General features: G+C 39.0%; 18 protein-coding genes. 15 read left to right on the top strand and 3 right to left on the bottom strand.

Going from position 1 to position 23,154, the window contains the following annotated elements:
- Positions 1-60 precede the first annotated feature (60 nt).
- The 3 genes from R8N23_RS11990 to R8N23_RS12000 all read left to right on the top strand — a co-directional run bounded on the left by R8N23_RS11990 (position 61) and on the right by R8N23_RS12000 (position 2,988).
- Entirely contained in the window at positions 61-1,125 is a 1,065-nt protein-coding gene (locus R8N23_RS11990) for a sensor histidine kinase (protein ID WP_318171839.1), read from the top strand.
- Positions 1,122-1,907 (top strand): LytTR family DNA-binding domain-containing protein, encoded by a 786-nt coding sequence (locus tag R8N23_RS11995; RefSeq protein WP_318171840.1) that lies wholly within the window; start codon positions 1,122-1,124, stop codon positions 1,905-1,907. The genes R8N23_RS11990 and R8N23_RS11995 overlap by 4 nt, the downstream gene beginning before the upstream one ends.
- A gap of 142 nt (positions 1,908-2,049) precedes the next feature.
- Positions 2,050-2,988, top strand: a complete 939-nt coding sequence (locus R8N23_RS12000) for a hypothetical protein (protein WP_318171841.1) — start codon at positions 2,050-2,052, stop codon at positions 2,986-2,988.
- A 70-nt stretch (positions 2,989-3,058) separates the two neighbouring features.
- Here R8N23_RS12000 and R8N23_RS12005 read toward each other — a convergent pair whose 3' ends face one another.
- Together R8N23_RS12005 and R8N23_RS12010 are read right to left on the bottom strand one after the other, a co-directional pair.
- Positions 3,059-3,631, bottom strand: a complete 573-nt coding sequence (locus R8N23_RS12005; protein WP_318171842.1) for a hypothetical protein — start codon at positions 3,629-3,631, stop codon at positions 3,059-3,061.
- Positions 3,632-3,646: 15 nt separating this feature from the next.
- The gene (locus tag R8N23_RS12010) at positions 3,647-4,990 is read right to left on the bottom strand and encodes an LPP20 family lipoprotein (protein WP_318171843.1); all 1,344 of its coding nucleotides are present in this window, start codon (positions 4,988-4,990) and stop codon (positions 3,647-3,649) included.
- 219 nt (positions 4,991-5,209) lie between these two features.
- Here R8N23_RS12010 and R8N23_RS12015 point away from each other — a divergent pair, with 219 nt between their 5' ends.
- The 11 genes from R8N23_RS12015 (at position 5,210) to R8N23_RS12065 (ending at position 22,069) form a co-directional block, all read left to right on the top strand.
- Positions 5,210-6,937, top strand: a complete 1,728-nt coding sequence (locus tag R8N23_RS12015) for a hypothetical protein (RefSeq protein ID WP_318171844.1) — start codon at positions 5,210-5,212, stop codon at positions 6,935-6,937.
- Positions 6,938-7,102: 165 nt separating this feature from the next.
- Positions 7,103-7,585: a T9SS type A sorting domain-containing protein gene (locus tag R8N23_RS12020; RefSeq protein ID WP_318171845.1), complete on the top strand. Its 483-nt coding sequence runs from the start codon at positions 7,103-7,105 to the stop codon at positions 7,583-7,585.
- A gap of 31 nt (positions 7,586-7,616) precedes the next feature.
- The gene (locus tag R8N23_RS12025; protein ID WP_318171846.1) at positions 7,617-10,079 is read left to right on the top strand and encodes a hypothetical protein; all 2,463 of its coding nucleotides are present in this window, start codon (positions 7,617-7,619) and stop codon (positions 10,077-10,079) included.
- Between the two features lie 104 nt (positions 10,080-10,183).
- The gene (locus tag R8N23_RS12030; protein WP_318171847.1) at positions 10,184-13,222 is read left to right on the top strand and encodes a histidine kinase dimerization/phosphoacceptor domain -containing protein; all 3,039 of its coding nucleotides are present in this window, start codon (positions 10,184-10,186) and stop codon (positions 13,220-13,222) included.
- Entirely contained in the window at positions 13,219-13,959 is a 741-nt protein-coding gene (locus R8N23_RS12035) for a LytR/AlgR family response regulator transcription factor (RefSeq protein ID WP_318171848.1), read from the top strand. Before R8N23_RS12030 ends, R8N23_RS12035 begins: the two co-directional genes overlap by 4 nt.
- A gap of 145 nt (positions 13,960-14,104) precedes the next feature.
- The gene (mnmA, locus tag R8N23_RS12040) at positions 14,105-15,223 is read left to right on the top strand and encodes a tRNA 2-thiouridine(34) synthase MnmA (RefSeq protein WP_318171849.1); all 1,119 of its coding nucleotides are present in this window, start codon (positions 14,105-14,107) and stop codon (positions 15,221-15,223) included.
- Positions 15,213-15,896 carry a hypothetical protein gene (locus R8N23_RS12045; RefSeq protein WP_318171850.1) on the top strand — a complete coding sequence of 228 codons (684 nt, stop codon included), beginning with the start codon at positions 15,213-15,215 and terminating at the stop codon, positions 15,894-15,896. Before mnmA ends, R8N23_RS12045 begins: the two co-directional genes overlap by 11 nt.
- Complete coding sequence (locus R8N23_RS12050; protein ID WP_318171851.1) at positions 15,883-17,523, top strand: S8 family peptidase; 1,641 nt, start codon at positions 15,883-15,885, stop codon at positions 17,521-17,523. The genes R8N23_RS12045 and R8N23_RS12050 overlap by 14 nt, the downstream gene beginning before the upstream one ends.
- 47 nt (positions 17,524-17,570) lie before the next feature.
- On the top strand, positions 17,571-19,940 hold the full coding sequence (locus R8N23_RS12055; protein WP_318171852.1) for a TonB-dependent receptor: 2,370 nt from the start codon (positions 17,571-17,573) through the stop codon (positions 19,938-19,940).
- A gap of 115 nt (positions 19,941-20,055) precedes the next feature.
- Positions 20,056-20,631, top strand: a complete 576-nt coding sequence (locus tag R8N23_RS12060; protein ID WP_318171853.1) for a penicillin-binding protein activator LpoB — start codon at positions 20,056-20,058, stop codon at positions 20,629-20,631.
- Positions 20,632-20,665: 34 nt separating this feature from the next.
- Positions 20,666-22,069, top strand: coding sequence for a hypothetical protein (locus R8N23_RS12065; protein WP_318171854.1), 1,404 nt, complete (start codon positions 20,666-20,668; stop codon positions 22,067-22,069).
- Here the strand turns inward: R8N23_RS12065 and R8N23_RS12070 are convergent.
- Entirely contained in the window at positions 22,066-22,419 is a 354-nt protein-coding gene (locus R8N23_RS12070) for an arsenate reductase family protein (RefSeq protein ID WP_318171855.1), read from the bottom strand. The two genes, R8N23_RS12065 and R8N23_RS12070, sit on opposite strands and share 4 nt — an antisense overlap.
- Before the next feature lie 156 nt (positions 22,420-22,575).
- Here R8N23_RS12070 and R8N23_RS12075 point away from each other — a divergent pair, with 156 nt between their 5' ends.
- Positions 22,576-23,064 carry a hypothetical protein gene (locus R8N23_RS12075; protein WP_318171856.1) on the top strand — a complete coding sequence of 163 codons (489 nt, stop codon included), beginning with the start codon at positions 22,576-22,578 and terminating at the stop codon, positions 23,062-23,064.
- Positions 23,065-23,154 lie beyond the last annotated feature (90 nt).

The following is a 23,154-nucleotide window of genomic DNA, read 5'->3' on the forward strand; positions in this document are numbered from 1 at the left end:
TATATTTCGTTTTCAAATTTATTTCAGGTGATGTTTATCAAGAGATTTACAACTAAACACATGTGGCGATTTACGATTATAAGTGCAGTGGTTTGGTTTGTAGTGTTTGCACTGACAGTATCGGAAAGCTTGTTTTATTACCAGCTTCACAATGAACCAGCACCATATAAGCGAATAGTAATTAATGACCTATTCATTCTTTTTTGGATTCCATTATCACCAGTATTATTCAAGTTCATTCGCAAATTGTATGTTCGAAAGAAAAATTGGTTTTTGTACACCTTACAAATGTTTGGATTATGCCTTTTGGCCATTGGTATCATCTTAAGTTTGGAATCAGTGATTCATTACGTGAGTGATTCTAATGTAGAAGAACAAAAGAGCTATGCTAACATATTTATTCAGCTCATTACCTTTAGACTGCATTCTAACCTTGTGTTGGGACTTGGGTTCGTAGCTTCTTGCGTGGCTTATCTGAGTTACTCAGAGTCTCAGATTCTATCTCGTAAACAAGCAGATCTAAATCAAAGTTTAATGGCGGCACAACTTGGGGTATTAAAAGCTCAGATCAAACCTCATTTTTTATTTAATTCACTTCATGCGATTTCTGGATTAGTCTTAAAAAAAGAAAATGACTTAGCTATTACGGTTATAGCCAAACTCAGTGATCTCCTTCGAGAAAGCATGGACTTGGATAGTAAAAAATGGATTACTATCAATGATGAGGTTAGTTATACTAAAAGGTACTTAGAAATTTACATGATTAGGTTTGGGGAAGACTTAAAGTGTGAATGGGAGATAGCGGATGAAACGAAAAATCTACTTATACCACCGGCCTTGTTGCAGCCAATCGTTGAGAACGCACTGATTCACGGAATAGTGCCAAATGGTAACCAAGGAACTATAACTATCCATATCAGCAAGGAACAGGAAAAAGTTCAAATAACTGTACAGGATACGGGGTTATCGAATGTGGAATCAAAGTCAAGTTTGAAAGAAGGTTTGGGACTCTCAAATACTCGGAAGAGACTTTCATCCTTATTCGAGAAGAATTTTCATTTGAATTTTGATTGTAAATCTTCCAAGACAAGCATCACTTTCCCAGCACTAACTACTGAAGAATGAAATTGAAAGTACTCATAGCAGACGATGAGCCACTGGCTAGAGAAATCATTAGTTCGTATCTCAAGGACTTTGAGGAAGTAGAGACTGTATATGAAGCATCCGATGGCTTAGAGGCAGTAACGCAAATAAACAAACTGCAGCCAGACTTGTTGTTTTTAGATATTGAAATGCCAAAAATGAATGGTATTGCTGTTCTGGATAGTGAACACTTGCTGCACGAACCAGCAGTCATTTTTACCACGGCTTACAATCAGTTTGCGATTAAAGCTTTTGAACTTAATGCTATTGATTACTTGATGAAACCATTTGATAGGGGCAGATTTCATGCATCAATGAATAAGGCATTAGAAAAAATTAAGCTATCGGAACTTAAAAATTATCAAGAACAGTGGGCGAAAATCAATTTAGATTATCAGAATGCCTTGATTCAAAACCACGAATCAGAGTATCCATCCAAACTGGTAGTTAGGGACTCAAAAAAAATAAAGCATATTCTTACCGACGAGATCCGATGTATCGAGGCCGCTGGAGATTACATTGAGATCATTGATGATCAAGGCAAGTTTTTGCTCTACAAGTCAATATCTGAAATAGAAAAAAAGCTTAACCCTAAAGTGTTTAGACGAATTCATAAATCCTACATTATCAATTGTAACCAGATTGTTGAAATCCGTCCTCATACCAATTCGGAATACCATTTTCACCTCACCAATGAGCAAGTCGTGAAGTCCGGTCGAACCTATAAGGATCAAATTTCTGATCTCGTTCACGGAAATATTTAACAGTACATCGAGTGCTTCTACCAGTTTGACGAGTATTACTTAAAAAGTTAAGGTCAATTCACTTTAGCTGTGTTTCTTGTATCAAAATAAAAAAACTCAATATTATTTCAAGGCGATGACTCGAAACACTCAAAAGATAGATATGATTAACAAAGACTCTTCGGTTAAATGGTTGAAGACTGGGCTAGCGATACTGCTAGTCTGGCTTCAGCCTTTTTCATCTTCAACGGCTCAAGAGCTATTTATGGAAGGTAAAGTGTCGACCCCATACAAAGAAAGAGATATGACTATTTCTGTAGACGGAAATCATTTACTTTATTCCATCCATAGCTACAATGATGACGCTCGTATGATTGTGGAGATGAAGCAGAATGAGGCAAGCTGGAGCGAACCAACTGTGGTGTCTTTTTCCGGAAACTATAAAGATATCGAGCCTATGTTTTCTCCTGATGGTACACGTTTATACTTTGCTTCAGATCGTCCGATGCGTGAAGGCGACGAGAGTAAGGACTATAATATATGGTATGTCGATAAGATGAAACAAGGATGGGGGGAGCCAATGGCATTAGATACAATGATCAACACTGAGGGAGAGGAGTTTTTTCCATCAGTTTCTAATGCAGGAACTCTTTATTTCACGGCCACCAGATCAGATACCAAGGGTAAAGAGGATATTTATTATAGCAAATTGACAAACGGTAAATATACGAAGCCAGTCAGCCTGGACTCAGCGATTAATTCGATGACCTATGAATTTAATTCTTTCATCAATCCAGAGGAAAAGTACTTGATTTTTAGCTCGTACAAGCGTTCAGATGGATTTGGGGGTGGAGACTTGTATATCTCTTACCAAAAGGAAGGAAAGTGGCAGCCTGCTATTAATCTTGGAGACAAGATCAATTCTTCAAAACTCGATTATTGCCCTTTTGTTTCACGGGATGGCAAGACCTTCTATTTTACTAGTAGTAGAAAAGAAAATATGAAAGCCAAAACCGTTTCAGAGTTGCGAGAACTTATGAGTCTTCCGCGTAATGGATTTGATGACATCTATTATATATCGATGGATCAGTTACCAAAATAGAATTGGAAGGAATAAAAAAAGCCTGTTTGATATTTATCAAACAGGCTTCTGCTTTTGTGAGGACTGAGCTCTAGTTATTGCTCATTTTCTCCATCTCTTTCTCGAAAGTCTCTTTGAATTTTTCGTAATCATAATCAATCTTTAATCGATCATCATTCTTGATTCGTTGCTCGATGGCCTCCTGTACAGCATCAGCTTTCATTTCAACAGCCATATAGCACTTGTACTTTCCAGTTTTACTGTTTTCAGTAAGCTTCTCACAGATTACCTTGACATCATTCAACTGCTGATCTACTACTTCTCTATTGAGTGATTCAAATCGCTCTTCAATTTCCTCAACGTTGTTGAATTCTCTAGAATTTGCATAGTTATCTGTAGTGCTCTTAACGGTCGTTTGTACCTGGCTGGCTAATGCAGCTTTAGCATTACTTGAAGCCTTCTTTCGGGCGATCTCCAGATCACTGCTTTCACCTGTGGCATAAGCTCTAAAATTCTTTTTATCACTTCGGTAGTCTGGGCCTGAGCAATGTAGAACAATTTCACTTTCTCCTTTGGACTGAGTAGGCTTCGGACTGCCTTTACATCCTATCATCAAACCTATGGTTCCGATGATTGCTAGGGTGTTGATGTAATTGATTTTCATAGTTATTTGTTTTAATTAGTCTATTTTTATTCTGTTTATTTCTGGTAAAATTTCGTATCTGAGTGCTGTTTCCATCAAGGACAGTGCTTCTTCCTTAGCTTTCATTTGCGACCCAGACTTTACCCCTTTAAGGTCTGATCTAGTTGTTTGATAAACTACTTTTTCTGAAGAGAGCTGTATGACTTTTATAGAAAAGTTGAGTGTCTCGCGATACAAGTTGTATCGAGGATCATTTGTACTCTCTAGCCAGCGACCATCAATTTCTATAGCGAATGCCGCTTTGGATTCCTCAGAGACTTTGTTCACTAAATAGCTTGTGAGTATTGACTGAGCTGATTTAATAATCAAATCCTGATCTTTGCCACCTGTATTTGTTCTAAACACTGCAGTTTGTGGCTCAATCTTTACATTGATTCGGTCGGTAGGAGCGTCTTGCTTTTGTGAAAACATGGCGCCAATAATGTTTTCAGTACTTTTCTTTCCAAATATCTTACCTAGATCTAATTCAATTTCGATCGACTGTGTGCTATTTGTGGGCACATTGACTATAGGTAATTGTACCATGCCTGCATCATTACTCTTGGCAGATTGGAAGGTCTCCAGCGATTCTCCATATTTCCCAATAAGCAATGGTAAATCTTTGGCTGGAATGTCTTTGTATCTAGCGGTGAAAGTAGGTAACTCACCATTTCCTAAAGGCATGAAAATGATAGGATCATTCGAAGCCCGGAAAGATAAATTAGCAAATGTTTCGGCAATTGAATGGTAATTGTGATTCGCTAGATCAATTCTGCCATGCTCGTGGATAAATGCTGATAAGTCCTCATTCAAGTGCGGAGTGATCGCGTCAAATGATTGTCGATAAAGTTGTAGCGCAGTGCCTATTTCACCTTTTTTTCTTTCCTCATGCGCTTTTTCTAATAAAGAGATCGAAAGCTTTTTAGCCTTATCCAATTTCTCCTTTTTAATTCGTTTATAATCCGCGATGTTCAATTGATAATACACCCAATATTCGCCTTTCTTGGTATACGTGTCGACTAATTCGTAGCCTTCTAAATCGTCTTCAATTTTAGTTTTTGTCCACGATTCATAAGTGTCTTTGAGTATATCATTCTCTTCCAACTGATGAAAGACTGAAGTAGAACTCAGCTCTACAGAAATTTCAGAAATGATATCGGCTAGCGCTTTATTCTTAGCTACTTGATTAAAATCTCTTTCTGCTACTGAAACTCTGGCTATTCCAATATAGTGGGTGTCAGATATTGGTCTTTTTTTAATCCAACTAGGAATTCTAGCGGTGGCACAGCCGGAGGTATTTATAATAAGAAGGAAGAACAATAGTTGGGAAAGGTGACGCATAGGGACTGTATTTGAGTTTATCTTAAAATTAGTCGTTTTCTTCTGAGTGTTAACAAATTTATTGCCAAGATAATTGAAGAAAGAAAAAAAATGATTTTAAGTCTCTTAAAAAGGCTGTTTAGACTAGTAGAGAGTCAATTATTAATTATTTCTTTTATGATTAAAACTTTTTCACAATCATTTACATCTTAGTTGTGAAAGAAAAAACTCATTATGACTATGAAAGTAATTAATATTCTGGCGCTGGCTATACTCATGTGTTCCACAAGCATGGCGCAATCGGTAAGACTTGGAGATGTATATCCAAAAGAAGTGAAAATACAAGGCTTCAGCACTTCTCAAAATGGAGATGTAAATATTGAAGGGTTAGGTGCAGTATTTGAAGACGACTGGAAACTACTGATATACTATGGATGGATTATAGATGCTGACTCTCGTGAAGTTGTATGGCATTTATTCGATTTTATGAAGGATGAGGATATCGATGGTGAAGACGGACCATTCAAATTCAACGACAAGGTTTCATTAAAGAAAGGAAATTATGAGCTCTACTTTGCTGGAATGTATTCTAATAGAAATTGGAATAGAGGAAGAGATAAAGATTGGTATTTTGATGGATTTGGCGACACCATGGATTGGTTGTTCGGTTCAAGAAGAAGAGAGAGTTACCGAAGAAGTGCACAAGATGATTTATTTATCAAAGTAGATGGACCGGGTGTAAAGGCAGCTGACGCGAGAAGTTTCTTGGATAAGAAAACAGGAGATGCTGTTGTTTCAATTACCAAATCCAGAAATGACGAAAGATTTAGCGAAGGATTTACCTTGACAGGATCCACGGAATTAAAGGTGTATGCTATTGGAGAAGGTAGCGATGGTGAAATGTTTGATTATGCATGGATTACCAATGCCAATACTCGTGAAAGAGTATTCGAAATGGATTACCGAGATGCTAAATATGCGGGTGGAGCAAGGAAGAATTTGCAAGTCAATGAAAAAATCACGCTGCCCAAAGGAAGTTACTTGGTTAATTATTCTACGGACGATTCCCATTCGTTTGAAAGATGGAATGCCCTTCCTCCAGATGATATTCAGTTCTGGGGGATAACAGTTTGGGCAGAAGGTAGCGACAAAAATAATGTGGTAGCCTACCAAGAACCTAAAACGGTAAAGCCGCTCGTTTCATTAACGAAGGCTAGAGATGATGAAATGATAGCCAAGGGCATTAGTATTAAAAAAGCCATGGACGTAAGAATCTACTGTCTCGGGGAGATTACTGGCGGTGATGATATGGCAGATTTTGGTTGGATAGTAGATGCTACAACAAGAGAGCGAGTTTGGAGAATGAAGCCCTACAAGGCAAGGCATGGCGGCGGTGCTGATAAGAATAGATATGTAGAAGAGGTCATCACACTTGAACCAGGCGATTATATTGTTTACTATGCAACAGATGATTCACATGCCTATGGAGATTGGAATTCTAGTCAACCATACGAGCCAGAAATGTGGGGAATCACCATTTGGGCTACCAATGAAGCTGATATGAAAAATGTAACCCCGTTTCACCCAGAGGAATATAGAAATAAGAATGAATTAGTAGTCATCAACATGGTAGGAGATCGGGCATTAGTAAAAAAAACCTTTTCTGTTAATGAAGACACCAGAGTAAGAGTACTTGGCTTAGGCGAAGGTAGTGGTGGAGAAATGTACGACTACGGTTTTATCAAAAATATGGATACCGGAAAAATCGTTTGGGAAATGGACTACCGAAATTCTGAGCATGGCGGTGGTGCAAGAAAAAACAGAGAATTTAATGAAACAGTGATGCTAGAAAAAGGGACTTATCGGGTATACTACGAAACCGATGGTTCGCATTCCTATCGACGATGGAATGATGATCCTCCGAGCAATCAAGAAATGTGGGGAATTACAGTTCTCAAAGTTGACTAAAAATAATTTCACCAAGCTGTGTAATACAAATTAAAAAAGAGGCTCTAACGGGTCTCTTTTTTTGTCCACACTTTTCCTCGATTCAAACTGCACTTTGAGCGATTCGTCACTTTTATTTTACTGTTCATAGTCGTGAGCGTAGGTTCGTAAAAAAAATACTTACCTATGAACAAACTCTTAATATTGTGTTGCTTGCTGTTAAGTGCTAGTATCTGCGAAGTGCTTGGTCAACAACATGTGATTGCCAGCGCGGGCAGTCATTCAGCTTCGGACCATGCACAAATTTCCTGGACCCTCGGGCAAGTCGTGAGCGGTAGCTCTTCTACCAATTCGAATCTTATCACCTCTGGGTTTCATCACGGAGGGGAAATTGTATCTGTAGTCGCCAGCCATTCGCCCTTAGGTCTTCAGGTGCGAATCTATCCCAATCCTACTAGTGATTTATTATCCATCCAGCCTCCATCTGGTTCATATCAGGGTAGCTATCAGCTCATTGCGCCACAGGGCCATTTAGTAATGGACGAGCGTGAGGTAAACTTTGCTATGGAGCGAACCATCGAAATGGGTCATTTGCCAGAAGGAATGTATTTGCTCAGAATCAGTATAGACCATCAGCCGATTCAGCAACTTAAAATAATCAAACAATAAGATATCATAATTGAATAATAAAGATAAAATCATGAAAAGAATAGCATCATTTCTAATCATACTTGTCATAGCTCAGACCTGTTTTGCCCAGGCCGAAAGCCCTCTGCCGGGTGGTTTTCAATACCAAGCAATAATCAGGGACAATGACGGAAATACAGTAACGGATGAAAGCCTTACACTTCGGTTTACTATCCTTCAAGGAAGTGCATCCGGTACTACATCTTATGCCGAAACTCATACAGTAAAGACCAACGAATTTGGGTTAATTTCGGTAACCATAGGCAATGGTGAAGCTGTCACAGGGCTTTTTTCTAAAGTGAATTGGGCATTGGGCTCATTTTTCTTAAAGACAGAAGTAGACCTTGGTAGTGGTTTTGATGACTTCGGAACTAACCAATTACTTGCTGTTCCTTATGCCCTTTATGGTGAAGATGCCGACGCCGATGCTTCTAATGAAATACAGGATATTTCTTTGGAGGGAAGCAGTCTGTCTATCAGTTCCGGTAGTACGGTCAATTTAAGTGATGCTTCAGTTTTTAAGACATCTAATAATATTATACATTCAGGAGATGAGGATGATGATTTTGTATTTGGATCAAGTCAATTGGTTAATGATAAAGCAACCAATGATGATAACGCAAGAATGTTTTTTGATAAAAGTAAAGGCGCTTTTCGAGCAGGTGAAACAAATGCAGGTCAGTGGGATGACGATAATGTAGGTAATTATTCAATAGCAATGGGCACTGGTGATGAAGCCAGTGGATATGGTGCTGTAGCAATCGGAACCAATAATTCTGCAACGGCAAGTGGAGCCATTGCCATTGGTACGGATGCAACTGCTTCTCAAGAGTATGCAATCGCTATTGGTCAATACAATTTGGCCAATGGCCTCAACTCAACAGCTCTAGGTATCAACACTACTGCATCCGGTTCGAATGCTACCACCATGGGCAACCACACAGTAGCACGGGGAGAATCCGAATTGGCCATTGGTAGCTATAATACAGACTACACGCCTGTTGGAGACGACACTGACCGTGCCTTTGTGATTGGCAATGGAACCAGCGACGGGTCAGAATCAGATGCATTCACAGTTTACAAAAATGGAAATGCCTTGCTGGATGGTAATTTATCCCTAAACGATCCAACAACAGATGAACACGCTGCGACTAAGAAATATGTGGATGATAATGATGAGGTAGGAGCCTTCACCAACACCTCAAATGTAATTTCAGCAGGAGACGCAGACGACGATTTCGTATTTGGAGCAAGCGACTTATACACCGATGGGACTCGCATGTTCTTTGACAAAAGTGGCGGGGCATTTCGTGCTGGTGTTACTACAGCCGACGAGTGGATAGAAGGTTCTGTTCCGCAATGGTCTTTTGCCTCTGGATACAAGACGACAGCGTCGGGGATTGGTTCTGTGGCCATGGGTCACTCTACATCAGCTACAGATTTGGCTGCTACTGCTGTAGGTAGACTCAGTGTGGCTGCTGGACGAAATTCATTTGCCGCTGGCATAGGAACAAATGCAGGCTCGTATGCTGAAACTGCGATAGGATCATATAATACCACCTATACGGTAGTAAACTCACAAAACTTCAATGCAGCAGATCGATTGTTCGTCATTGGTAATGGCTCATCAAGTACAGCTTCTGATGCGATGATTGTTTATAAAACGGGTGACGCAATCATTAATGGCAATTTATCAATCGACGAGCCAACCGTAGATGAACATGCAGCCACTAAGTTGTATGTTGATAGCTCAATTGATGGTATAAATACATTCGATGCTGTAGGAAATATAGATTTAGAAGTCCTTGTCCAAGGAGAAACCACAGATATAGATTTTGCATTTGCAAGCGTAAGTGGGTCGGGTGCCGAATCCAGAGTCGGACAGTCATTTAAGCCTGCAACTTCGGGCAAAATAACGAGAGTAGTTTTTAAAGTTGTGTTTTCGAGCACTTCAGGAAATGAGTTTGTTTTGTATAATGGGGCTGGTTTTGGAGGAAGTGAGTTGGCACGTGTTCCATTTACTCCAGGGGGCACTTCCGTTCAAACCGTTGATATTTCATTTTCTTCGGATATAGACCTTGTGGCTGGCCAATCCTATACTGTGGCAGTTGAGGGAAATTCAATACAAGGGATATTAACCAATGGAAACCCATATAGAGACGGTACGGCCTACTGGGGCTCTTCTAATGGAGGTGGAACATGGGATATGAATGAATTGACAACTTACATGCTAGATAGAATAACACCTCAAACTGCAATTTTAGCAAATGAAAATTCTGTTGGAGTTTGGACAGATACTCCAGATGCCAGTGCCGCATTGGAAGTAAACTCTACGACTGGCGGACTTCTCATGCCGAGAATGACCACAACAGAAAGAGATGAAATATCTTCTCCTGCAGATGGACTCATGATATACAACACAACAACAAGTAAATTTCAGGGAAGAGCAGGTGGAGCTTGGGTTGACTTACATTGATGATTTTTTCCCATAGCTGGTTAAACCGGTCATCTTAGGATGACTGGTTTTTTCTTTGTCTATTAAGGTTTAGTTTGCACTCTTTTAAATCATGGTTTACTTCAATGCCTAGACTCAACGGATATCTCATCCTCTTTTTTGTACTGCTCATTGCATCCAATCGTATTCACGCCCAACAGTTGTCGACCATAGCAGGTGCAAACCCGCCAATGAAAAAATATGGTGCCGACGATTTTGGAGGTAATTCACAAATCTGGAACGTCATTCAAAGCAATCAAGGCTTAATATATGTAGCATCATTTGGAGGGATATTAGAATTTGATGGTGAAACATGGAAAGTGATTGATCCATCATTAATCCAAAGTTTCAAAGATGATGGCAAGGGTAGGATCTATGCCGCAGGCTATGAGTGTATGGGGTACTTAGAAGAAGCAAGTGATGGCGCAGTGAAGTACATTTCATTGCTTGAAAAATTAGCTGAAGAAGTTGATGTGGTTTTGATTCGAGACATTCATGTGATAGAGCATCAGGTTTTCTTCATCGCCCATGAGTACGTCTATATTTATGACGCCGAGAACGATTCGTTTGCCACCATTTCATCTGAAAATCAAATGTATCCCAGTTTTGTATTTGACGACAGGCTGCTCATCATGGTAGATCAGAAAGGGCTATTCGAAGTAAAAGAAGATAGTTTGATCATGATACCTGGGGGAGCCTACTGGGCAGACATGACTATTGACAACATAGTGCCATTAGAGGAAAATAAATTTCTAACCTTATCATCCAAGTTCGGTGCACATGTTTATTCGAATCAAATGCCTCAACCATCCAATCTTTTCAACAACCCTTACTATCTAAACAATCAGCTCTTCGGAGCCGCCAGATTTAGCAACGGTTATTATGGATTTTGCTTTCTGACTGGAGGATTCGTGCTTACTGATGCTCAGATGAATCCTCTATTGCTTTTGGATAAAGCTACGGGAATCAACAATCAAGTACACAGCGTGTATCAAGACAAAGAAAACAACTTATGGATATCTACCAATGATGGCCTGATTTACTTGAATGTGACTTCTCCGATCAGTAAGGTGAGTGAACCCAACGGGCTCGAAGGTTCTGTCAATCAAACCATCATTCATCACCAAGAACAATATGTGATAAGCTATGCCGGCACTTTTTACAGAGGATTACCTAACCAAATAAATATTTTGGATCCTCAAGAACGTTTCTTCAAAAAAGTCGAAAATTCTGAAATTGGGGGATTGTCTCTAATTAGCTCAGAAGACTGGCTCTTTTCTGCTCATACCAGAAAGAAGGGAGTGATTAGTGATCATCAGTTTATTTCGATCCTGGAAAATAATAATACCTATCATGCCTCAGCGGTATATTCTAAAGATGACCAAATAATTATTACCACAAAGGAAAATGGCAATGAACTAGAGGTACTGAAAATGCAAAATGGTAAGTGGAAACATCATAAGTCCATTGTAGACGACCGACTGCCAAAAGATATCATTCACACCATAGTTTATGACGAAAAACACAAATGCTACTGGGCTGCATCGACTTATAGCACAGTACTAAAATTTAAACTGAACAATTCATTCGATGCCATATCGGAAATCCTTATTTTGAATGATGACCATGGATTGCCTTCGGGTTCTCAAAACAAAGTATTTTTATTCGAAAACCGTGTGTATATCGCCACTTCTAACGGACCAATGTACTATGCTGCAGATGATCAAATGCTAAAGAAGGACACCAGATTTGGCGAGTATTTTGATAAGAGAGGCATATATTCTTTGGCTAAGGAAAATGATCATAGCTATTGGTATTTGACTACCAGTCAGGAAATAGGTCATCTTTCTCTAAATACTCAAACCAATGAAATAGTCACTGACACTACATTTTTTGCAACTTTGAATCCAGGTTCACTCACGCACTATTTCGAACTCTTAAATGATAGTACCTTGGCCATTGGTTCTTTGGATGGCTTCTATGTTGTACAAACCAACAAAACCGATTCTCATCATTTCAATTTTGAGCCCATCATCCGATCAGTTTCTATCTTGAAAAACGACACAGTGATATATCATGGATCAAAGAATTCGAAAATTCCCTATAGTTTGGATCATGAATACAACTCTCTAAACTTTGAATATGCGGCTCCCTTTTTCAAAGGGATTTCCAAGGTCATGTATCGGACTAAACTGGCGGGTTTTGATGATAATTGGTCGGAATGGACAGAGAAAACGGAGCAAGACATTACCAACATACCATTCGGAGAATACTCATTTTCTGTTCAGGCTCGTAATGTATTTGGCGAAACTAGTTCGGTCACCACGTTTGAGTTTGAAATAAAACCACCTTCCTATTTGGCGTGGTGGGCGTTTATGTCGTACTTATTAATTCTAGTTTTCATCATTTATATCATTGTGAAATTGAATGCCGGTAGACTGATACGCAAGAACCTTGAACTCGAAGAAACCATTAAAGAAAGAGTGATAGAAATCGAAGAGCAAAAAGATATAATCGCAAAATCACTGGTCGAAAAGGAGTCCTTGCTCAAAGAAATTCATCATCGAGTAAAAAATAATTTGCAGATCATCGCAAGCTTGCTGTATTTGCAATCAGGTAAATTCGAGAATGAGGACTTCAAGCGGGTGCTTGAAGAAGGACAAGGTAGGGTCAGGTCCATGGCGCTTATTCATCAGAAACTTTATGAAAATGATGATTTGAAAAGTATTCCTTTTGATGAGTACCTGACCGAGTTGGTTGGAGAAATTCGATCCTCATTTGGGATGAGCAATGTAACGTTGAATATCAATGCACACAATATTTATTTCGATGTAGATACTGCTGTTCCTCTAGGTCTAATCGTGAATGAATTAGCGACCAATGCTTTTAAATACGCTTTCGGTACTACCAGCAATGGGTCATTTAGCATTTCATTGACAGAAGAGAGAGGAGCCTACCATTTAAATGTAAATGACAATGGTCTGGGACTACCCGAAGAGATCGATATCAAAAAAACCAAGTCTTTAGGACTGAGGTTGGTCAGAATGTTGAGTCAACAACTAGAAGGAGATTTTAGTTTTGAAAATAAGAATGGCACCCGATTTCAATTAACTTTTGCAGCATGACACCACTGAAAATAATGATCGTCGAAGACGAAATGATCACAGCAGAGTCGATCAAAGACATGCTAGAAGAATTGGGCTACGAGGTAGTAGGCATTTGTATGCGAGCCGAAACAGCGCTTGATGCTATACTCAGTGAAGAGCCAGATTTTGCTTTGCTCGATGTCAACCTCAAAGGAGACAAAACGGGTATCTGGCTCGCTAACCAATTAAAGGAACTTCATAATATACCTTATGTTTTCCTTACTGCTTATGGCGATAAAGCTACGGTCGAACAAGCTACCGAAAGCAACCCCTATGGCTATCTCCTCAAACCTATTGATAAGCATCACCTATATGCATCTATAGAAGTGGCAGTGAAGAAGTTTGCTGAAATAAATAACGCTAAGACTTCTAATGATTTTGAAGAAATTATTCTAAAAGATTCTCTGTTTATTAAAGATGAATACCTTTTGGTAAAAGTAAGATTTGAGGATATTTATTTGGCTAAAGCGAACGGAAACTATATCGAGGTTCATACCAAAGAAAAAAAACATTTGATTAAAGGAACTTTGGCTTCGTTCATAGATGTATTACCGAAAAATACTTTTTTTCAGGCTCATCGATCCTATTTGATAAATATGGATTGTATAGATGCTATAGGAGGCAACTATCTAAAAATAGGCAAAGTAGATGTTCCCATCACTACACCCAAGAAAGATGAATTACTTAAGTGCCTTAATTTGTATAAGAAAATATAATTGAGTCATAATATTTGATGTGACCATTTTTTTTGTGCCAAAAAGAGGCATTTAATATTTTCTTACATATCAAACTATTTCACGTAATTTTGCGCTTATAATAAATGTCAACACCAGGCTGTGAACCTGGCAATAAAACATAACAATGAGTACAAAAGGACGAGTGCTTGTAGCGATGAGCGGAGGAATAGATAGCTCTGTAGCTGCAGTGATGCTATATGAACAAGGATATGAAGTTATCGGAATGACAATGAAAACCTGGGATTACAACTCTTCAGGTAGTAGTAAAAAAGAAACGGGCTGTTGCAGTCTGGACTCCATCAATGACGCGAGGAACATTGCTGTCAATCTAGGATTCCCCCATTACATATTAGATATTAGAGAGGAATTTGGTGATTATGTGATTAACCATTTCACTGATGAATATTTAGCCGGACGAACACCCAATCCATGCGTTTTGTGTAATACCCATATCAAATGGGATGCGCTGCTAAGAAGGGCTGATAAACTCGGTTGCGACTTTATAGCAACTGGACACTATGCCAACGTCCGTGAAGAAAATGGACGGTACGTGATTAGTAAAGGGGTGGACGAAATGAAAGATCAGTCCTATGCCCTTTGGGGAGTTTCTCAACAAAGCTTGAGCCGAACACTTTTGCCTTTGGGACACTTGAAAAAATCAGAAATCCGTGAGATGGCTCGAGAGCGAGGATTTACGGATCTTCTAAACAAATCGGAATCTTATGAAATCTGCTTTGTTCCTGATAATGATTACAGAGGTTTCTTGAAAAGAAGGGTAGAAGGGTTAGAAGAAAAAGTAGCTGGTGGTGAATTTGTACTAGAAGATGGGACAGTTGTTGGGACACACGAAGGCTATCCATTTTATACTGTAGGCCAACGAAAAGGCTTGGGTATAGCTTTAGGTTTTCCAGCCTATGTGGTAGAAATTAATAAAGAAAAGAATCAGGTAGTTCTGGGGACTTTTGATGAATTGTCAAGAGATGGTATGTATGTGAATCAATTGATCCTTGGTAAATACAGTAGTCTGGACGAGCGTATGGACACCGTTACCAAAGTTCGATATAATGATTCCGGCAATCCAGCCGTTATAGAGCAAGTGGGAGATACTATGAAAGTGTTTTTTGGAAATGGAGTTTCTGCTATTGCCCCAGGCCAGGCGGCTGTTTTCTATGAAGGAAACGATGTAATTGGCGGCGGATGGATCAGCAAGAGCTTTAACCAAATCAATCAGCGTGCGGTATAGTTTGTTTCTTTTTTTTGCATCGTTTTTAATCAGCTGCTCCGAGTCTGAGGTGGCATGGGATACCGATAGACTGGGGTTGCATTATTTTCCCTTAGAAGTTGGAGATTACAGAATTTATGATGTAGAAGAGAGTATTTACTCTGTCTTGGGAGTTACAACGGAAAACTATGAACTCAAAGAATATGTGGCCGACTCTGGTTTAAATGCTAGCAATAATTTGCAATACATCATTCATCGTTCTACGAGATTAAATGATGCAGAACAATGGCAATTAGATTCTATTTGGACAGCTCAAAAGTCCACCAGTATTGCAGTACTTACTGAAAACAATGTACCTTTTGTGAAAATGAGTTTTCCGATCGAACATCAGATTGAATGGAATGGTAACAGTTTGAATAGCTTGACTGATGAGACCTATTGGTACAATACTCAATTGCCAGATACTACATTGTTAGATTCTTTGTATCAAGACATTGTGCAAGTGGTTCAAAATGATAGAGGAGAAGATTTTTTAGGATTAGAGAATCGTTCTGAAATTTTTGCACCAAATGTAGGGTTGATTATCAAAGAAAGCGTTATTCTTAAATATTGTCAGGTAGAGTGCAGTACAGAGAAAGAAATTCAGTCAGGAAGAGCGCTGACAATGACACTGAAATCGTATGGGAAAGAATAAAGTATTTTTAATTTATTTAGTGCTTTGTGTTTCAACACAAATGGCTGTAGCTCAGTCTGATAGATACGTCGTTTATTTTACGGACAAAGCGAATTCCAGCTATAGCATTGATAACCCAGCGGCCTATTTGTCTGCAAAGGCAATTGAAAGAAGAGAGGATCAATCCATAGCTATCAGTTCTGAGGACTTGCCTGTAAATAGCAGTTATATAAATGCCGTTAAAAATACAGGAGCAGAAACTTATTTCACCTCGAGATGGATGAATGCGGTGCTGGTTGAGGCCACTACAGAAGAAATAGAAGCCATAGAGGCACTAGATCAGGTGCTTAAAACAGAATATGCAGCGCCGGGTCAGAAATTAAATGGCACGCCAGATCCTGTGAATAACATCAGATTAGATGAGGAACCATCAAATGTAGCCAACATAAATTCAGACAAACAAATATCCATGTTGGGAGCTAACCTGATGCATGATGATGGCATGACTGGAAAGGATGTTTGGATTGCAGTTTTCGATGATGGATTCTTGGATGCCAATAAATCAAGTGTATTTGCTCATACGTTTGAGAATCAAAAGTTGAATGATGTTTTTGATTTCACTACAGGAGGTCAGGATGTCTTTCAATACGATGATCATGGTACGGGGACCTGGAGTTGTCTAGGTGCAAGCTGGAGTTCCACATTTGTAGGAACTGGATACGATGCAAACATCAGTTTATATATTACAGAAGATGTTAGTTCTGAGTATAGGATAGAAGAGTACAACTGGTTGTTTGCAGCAGAAAGAGCAGATAGCGCAGGGGTTGATATCATTACCTCTTCCTTAGGATATAGTGATTTTGATGACGCCTCGATGGACTATACGGTTGAGGATTTAGATGGTAATACATCAGTCATTTCCAAGGCAGCTGCAATGGCCATCGAGCGTGGTATATTAGTAGTGACTAGTGCAGGAAATTCTGGCAACAGTTCTACATGGCCTTATATTTCAATGCCAGCAGATGTTGAAAATATCATCTCTGTAGGTGCGCTGGATGAAGAGTATAATCTCGTTTCGTTTAGTTCAGTTGGGCCAACGGCTGATAATCGAATTAAACCAGAAGTAGTGGCGATGGGATACCAAACGACCGTTCTTGGTGGGGGCAATACTATGGTGAAGAAGAATGGGACAAGCTTTGCAGCTCCGCTGATTGCTGGTTTTGCTGCGGGGTTATGGCAGAAATTCCCAACATTGACTAATTTGGAATTAAGAGATTTGATCTTAACCGCTTCAGATAATTTTGCTTCGCCTGATAACAAAGTGGGATATGGTTTACCTAATTATAATAGTGCGATAGGAGAAGAGCCCCTTGCTGTCACAAAGTATAGTGAGGACGCGTTGACCGTTTATCCTAACCCTGCTACAGGAGATCATATCAATATAAGAATTGAAAAGGGTAGTGTCCCTATGCCTTTGAAGCTTAAGCTTTATTCCCAATCTGGAAAGTTGCTAAATGAGAAAACCATAAAAAGAACGAGAAAAGGACAGATCACAGAATTGAATTTTAATCAAAGTGGGCAAGGCATTTATTTTCTTCAAATAGAAAGTGAGTCCTATTTCAAAAATGTTAAAATATTGCGCTACTGATTCTTAGGGCGATGTATATATTGCATCCAATTTGCAGCAAACCATACATGGCCAACTATTTGAAACATATCTTCTTACCATTTTTAGTTATTTCAATCTTAAACTGTGAAGGATTATTTGCTCAAAAAACCACATTTATTCAAGGGCAAGTAGCAGACTCGCTTGATCAACCGATCAGTGACGTTTTTATCTTATTACTTCCAGATTCCACATCCTCTCTTACAAATGCAAAAGGAGAGTTCAAAGTGAAGTATTCTGGTGCAGACTCAGCCCAACTTGTTCTTTCTCATCTACAATATCAGACTAAGATTATAGCGCTAGCCAATGAGAAGTTTTTAAAGGTCAAGATGACAGAAAATACTCAGTTGCTGTCTGGCGTAGATATCAGCGATAGAAGGTTTGATGAAGCTCAAGAAATTGGAAATATAGAGATTAGTGCCAAAAATGCATACACATTACCTTCAGCAACAGGTGACTTCAGCAAGATATTGGCCACTTTGCCTGGCGTAACTAGTAATAACGAATTGGCTTCGGTATATTCAGTTAGAGGTGGGAATTATGATGAGAATTTAATCTATGTAAATGGTATTAAGATCTATCGCCCATTTTTAGTGAGTGCGGGTAGACAGGAAGGACTTGGTTTTATCAATACGGATATGGTTGGTATCGTACAGTTTTCTGCTGGGGGGTGGCAATCAAAATATGGAGATAAACTGTCTTCTGTGCTCAACGTTCAATACGAAGAACCTAAAACTAATGAAGCCACAATCAATTTAAGTCTGCTAGGAGGCAGTTTACACTATGGCGGCATCAATAAAAAAGGAGATTTGAATTACTCCTTTGGAGTGAGGCACAAGAATAGTAAGTATCTCTTAGGAACGCTGGAGACTAATGGCAACTACTTACCTAAATTCACTGATTTTCAGGGGTTTATTAATAAGCAATTTGGATCAAAGACAAAACTTGGTCTTTTGGTTTCTTCTGCTCATAATAACTATTTGACCCTTCCAGAATCACAAGAAACGGAATTTGGGACCATACAGGCTTCTTTCAGAATGTCAACCGCCTTCGAAGGACGCGAACAGTTGGATTATCATACAAATCAGGTGGGAATAGTTTTATCACATGCTTTTACAGAAGATATTATTTCTCGATTAACAGTGTCTGGAGTGCATTCTAGCGAAAGAGAAAATTATGAAGTTGAAGGCGCTTATCTTCTTTGTGATGTTAACAGAGAGCCCGGTTCTAATAGATTTAATGAATGTATCTCAATCAGAGGAATAGGAAGCAATTATTCATACGGTAGGAATAAATTGGAAGCCAAAATTCTGACCGTCGATCAAAAGAATGAAATCTATTTAGATAATGATGTGCTGGCCTTCGGCATGTCCTGGGATTATGAAAACTTAGATGATAAGCTGCAGGAATTTGCATTTACCGATTCGGCCGATTTTGCTAATGTCACCTACTCAGCGAATAATTCCATTGATCTCCAGTCTCATAAAATCGCTGGGTTCGCTCAGTACACACTAAACTCCGCAAATGCAGTTCACACGTTGAATTTTGGAACTCGGATTAACTACTGGACCTATAGCGAGCAGCTATTAGTCAGCCCCAGATTGCAATATGCTTACAAGTTGGGCGCTCATCAAAGGTCCACGTTGAGACTTTCTACAGGGCTTTACCAGCAACATCCCTTTTACAGAGAATTGAGAAATCGTGAAGGAGATATTAATCCTAATGTAAAAGCGCAATCATCTCTACATATTGTAGGAGGCATGGATCACCATTTCCTGGCCTGGGGCAGGCCGTTTAAGTTTACTACGGATTTGTACTACAAGTATTTGTGGGATGTGAATCCGTATGATGTAGACAATATTAAAATTAGATACTTTGCAACCAATCAGGCCACTGCCTATGCCTATGGGGCCGACTTCAGAGTCAACGGAGAGTTTATCGAAGGAACAGAGTCATGGTTTAGTTTGGGACTGCTTAAAACCATGGAGGATTTACAAGAAGGGGGAGGTTATATTAGACGTCCGAGTGATCAATTGGTCAATTTGGGAATTTTCTTTCAGGATCATTTACCCAATGATCCAAGTATGAAAGTAAGTGTTAACATGCTTTTTGGAAGTGGACTGCCATTTGGCCCACCTAGAAATGATACTTACAGAAATAGTTTTAGTGGCGACGAGTATTACAGGTTAGATCTGGGTTTTTCAAAAAGTTTTGAATTTGAAAATGATAAAACCTTGAGCCCGAACTCCTTATGGATAGGCTTAGAGGTGTTAAATGCCTTGGGAGCAGAAAATACAATATCTTACACATGGATTCAGGACGTCGTTGGAAATCAGTTTGCCGTACCCAATGCATTATCGGCAAGATTTTTGAATGTCCGGGTCATAGCTAAATTTTAAATTTTCAAACCATTTAGAAAACCATTGGTGAATAGGAAATATCTGAATAATTTCATGGGATATTTTCGTGTGGCAAATTCATTGGTGCATTTTCTAAAAAACAAATCATAACAAGATGAAAAGACTGACTCTAATTTTAACTGCTGTAGTATTAATGACCTCATGTTCAAGAACTGTAACACGAGTGAGTCCAGATCAACAAATTGACCTTAGTGGTAGATGGAATGATACGGATTCTAAGTTGGTAGCTGAAGAAATGATTAGAGATGTTCTAAGTAGGGCATGGATTTCTGATTTTAAAAGCAAAAATGATGATCGACCGGTTGTTATTGTCGGTATGATAGCCAACAAGAGCTCAGAGCATATTGAGGCAGAAACATTCATTAAAGATGTGGAAAGAGAGTTTATCAACTCCGGCACGGTAAGAGTGGTGCAAAACTCTGTGTTTAGAGAAAAACTGAGAGAGGAAAGAGCACAACAAGGAGACTTTGCTTCTGTAGAAACGCAAGCCAAATGGGGTAAAGAACTTGGTGCAGACTTTATGATGTTTGGGGTAATCACCTCTGTAACAGATGCTTATAAAAAGGAAAAAGTGGTAAACTACAAAGTAAACCTTGAATTGGCCAGCATCGAGTCTAGCGAAAAAGTTTGGATTGGAGATAAGGAGATTAAGAAATTCATCAAGAACTAAGTCCAACATTCCTTAAACTTCTCTAAAGTTGATAATGAGGCGATTTTATCAAGTACTACCGCTTTGCTTTTTGCTGAGCTGCGCGACCTACTATCAAATGAACTTGGTTTTTAATCAAGAATTTGAAAGTGGTGATATGGAGGCAGCGGAAAAAACGCTAGAGGCAAACCCTAAGGCGGCAAGCAGTAAGGAGAAGTTTCTTTATTTTCTAAATAGAGGTACGATAGCAGCCATGCTGAATAAGCCAGAAGAGAGTAACATCTACTTTGAAAAAGCATTTATTTATGGCGAAGATTATCGTACCAATTATTTCAATGAAGCTGGCGCCTACGTTATCAACCCGACAGTTATAGAATACAAAGGCGAAGACCATGAGCATTTGTTGTTGTTGTATTACAAAGCGCTTAATTATATCAAACTGGGAGATCGGGAGTCTGCCTTGGTGGAATGTCGAAGATTAAATAATCGCCTACTAAAGCTGAATGACAAGTACAAAAGCGATTCGAAATATAAGCGTGATGCTTTCATTCATAACCTAATGGGGCTGATTTATGATGCGGATCGGGATTATAACAATGCCTTCATTGCATACAGAAATTCCTATAACATTTACAAAGAAGATTACATAAGAATGTTCGGTGTTCAACCGCCCAGTCAGTTGAAGCAAGACCTCATGCGAACCGCTTATTTAATGGGATTCCAGACAGAGTTAGCGCAATACGAAAGGGAATTCCAAACCAGGTACGAACCTGACAATCAAGAAGGGGGAGATTTGATATTTCTCTGGAACAATGGACTCGGACCGGTTAAAGATGAGTTTTCAATCAACTTTACGGTGGTACATGGTGAAGCGGGGATGATCACATTTGTAAATGAAGAACGAGGTTATAACTTTTCATTCCCAATTGAGCAAAAAGAGGACGATGAAGAAGGGGCAGATCTATCTGATTTGGAGTTTTATCGGGTAGCCATTCCTAAGTACAATGAGAGACCTCCAATTTTCAAACAAGGTACTTTAACTGTTGATGGAAGAACTTACAGTCTTGAAGCAGCAGAGGATATCAACAAGATTGCTTTTTATTCACTAGACCAAAGAATGGGGCTAGAGTTGAGTAAATCCTTGCTACGACTGGCGTTGAAAAAGCTTGCCGAAAAAGAATTGAGAGAAGAAAGCGAAGGCTGGGGTGCCGTATTAGGCGCTTTCAATGCCTATACGGAAAAAGCAGATACTCGAAACTGGCAAACCATTCCTCATACGATTTACTATACTCGAGCACATTTGCCTGTAGGAGTGAGCCAAGCCACACTGAATGTAAACAGCGGAAGAGAAATAGCTCAATCGCATGAGTTCACCTTTCACATTCAGAATGGCCAAACTATTTTCCATTCTTTCTATTCATTAGAGAGCGTTCCTCAAAGGCGCCTGAATCAGTATTAACTAATTTTCTGCTTTACGGCTTCAACTATTTTCTTTGAGTTTCCGATAAATATTTCATCGTTAATAATAAAAACTGGTCGCTTGAGGAAAGTGTATTCTTCGATGATTAGGCGTTTGTAATCGGCCTCAGTCAAGTTTTGGTTAGCTAAACCCATTGATTTGTATTTCATCGCTCTGCGACTAAATAAGGATTCATAGCTACCACTTAACGCTTTCATTTCATCTACTTGATCAGCAGTCATGGCTTGTGTTTTGATATCCTGCATTTCAAAATTGGATGGTGTGATGTCAAGTTCCTTAATAATTCTGATGCAGGTGCTGCAGGTAGCCAAATAGTATATTTTTCTCATGTATTAGACAATATATTTTTGATGCTAAGATAATTACAATTGACAATCCACTGGATTAATCCTTGTTTTACTTGACATATTGAGCCAATGGGTATTTATTCGTGGTTAGTTTAACTGTTAACTATTAATTATTAGATAAAAATGAAAAGTGTGAAGTTGAAAAATAGCCTATTGGTATTTGGTTTGTTAATCGCCTGTTTAGTGGTTTGTCCTAAGACAATGGCGCAGGATACAGAAGTAACAAATGAAGAATTAACTCAATACGCGCAAGTAACGGCGAAAATTGATTCCTTAAAAGGAGACATGAAAGCCAAAATTAGCGAGGCTGTAAAAAGCAACGAATTGATGGAAGGCGGTAAGTTATATAACCAGCTCAACAAAGCTAAAGGTGATGAAGCTAAATTGGCTGAAATTGGTGCATCAGAAGAACAATTAGCTGCTTATGCTCAAATTCAAGAGGATATCACTGCATTTAAAGCAGAATTCAAAACGCAATATACTGCGGTGGTGAAAGATGAAATCGGCGCAGGCACGTACAACAAAGTTAAGAAAGCATTGAAGGCTGATGCAGCTGTAAAATCTCAATATGATGAAATTGTAGCATCATTAACTACCGAATCTGAGGAAACAGAAGGAGAAGAATAAAAATATATATATTCTATATAAGAGGCGAGCTCATTGAGTTCGCCTTTTTTGTTTAGGAGTTTTTCTAATTCGACAATACGTGGTAAATTT

The sequence above is a fragment of the Reichenbachiella sp. genome, from assembly GCF_033344935.1.
Lineage (GTDB): Bacteria > Bacteroidota > Bacteroidia > Cytophagales > Cyclobacteriaceae > Reichenbachiella.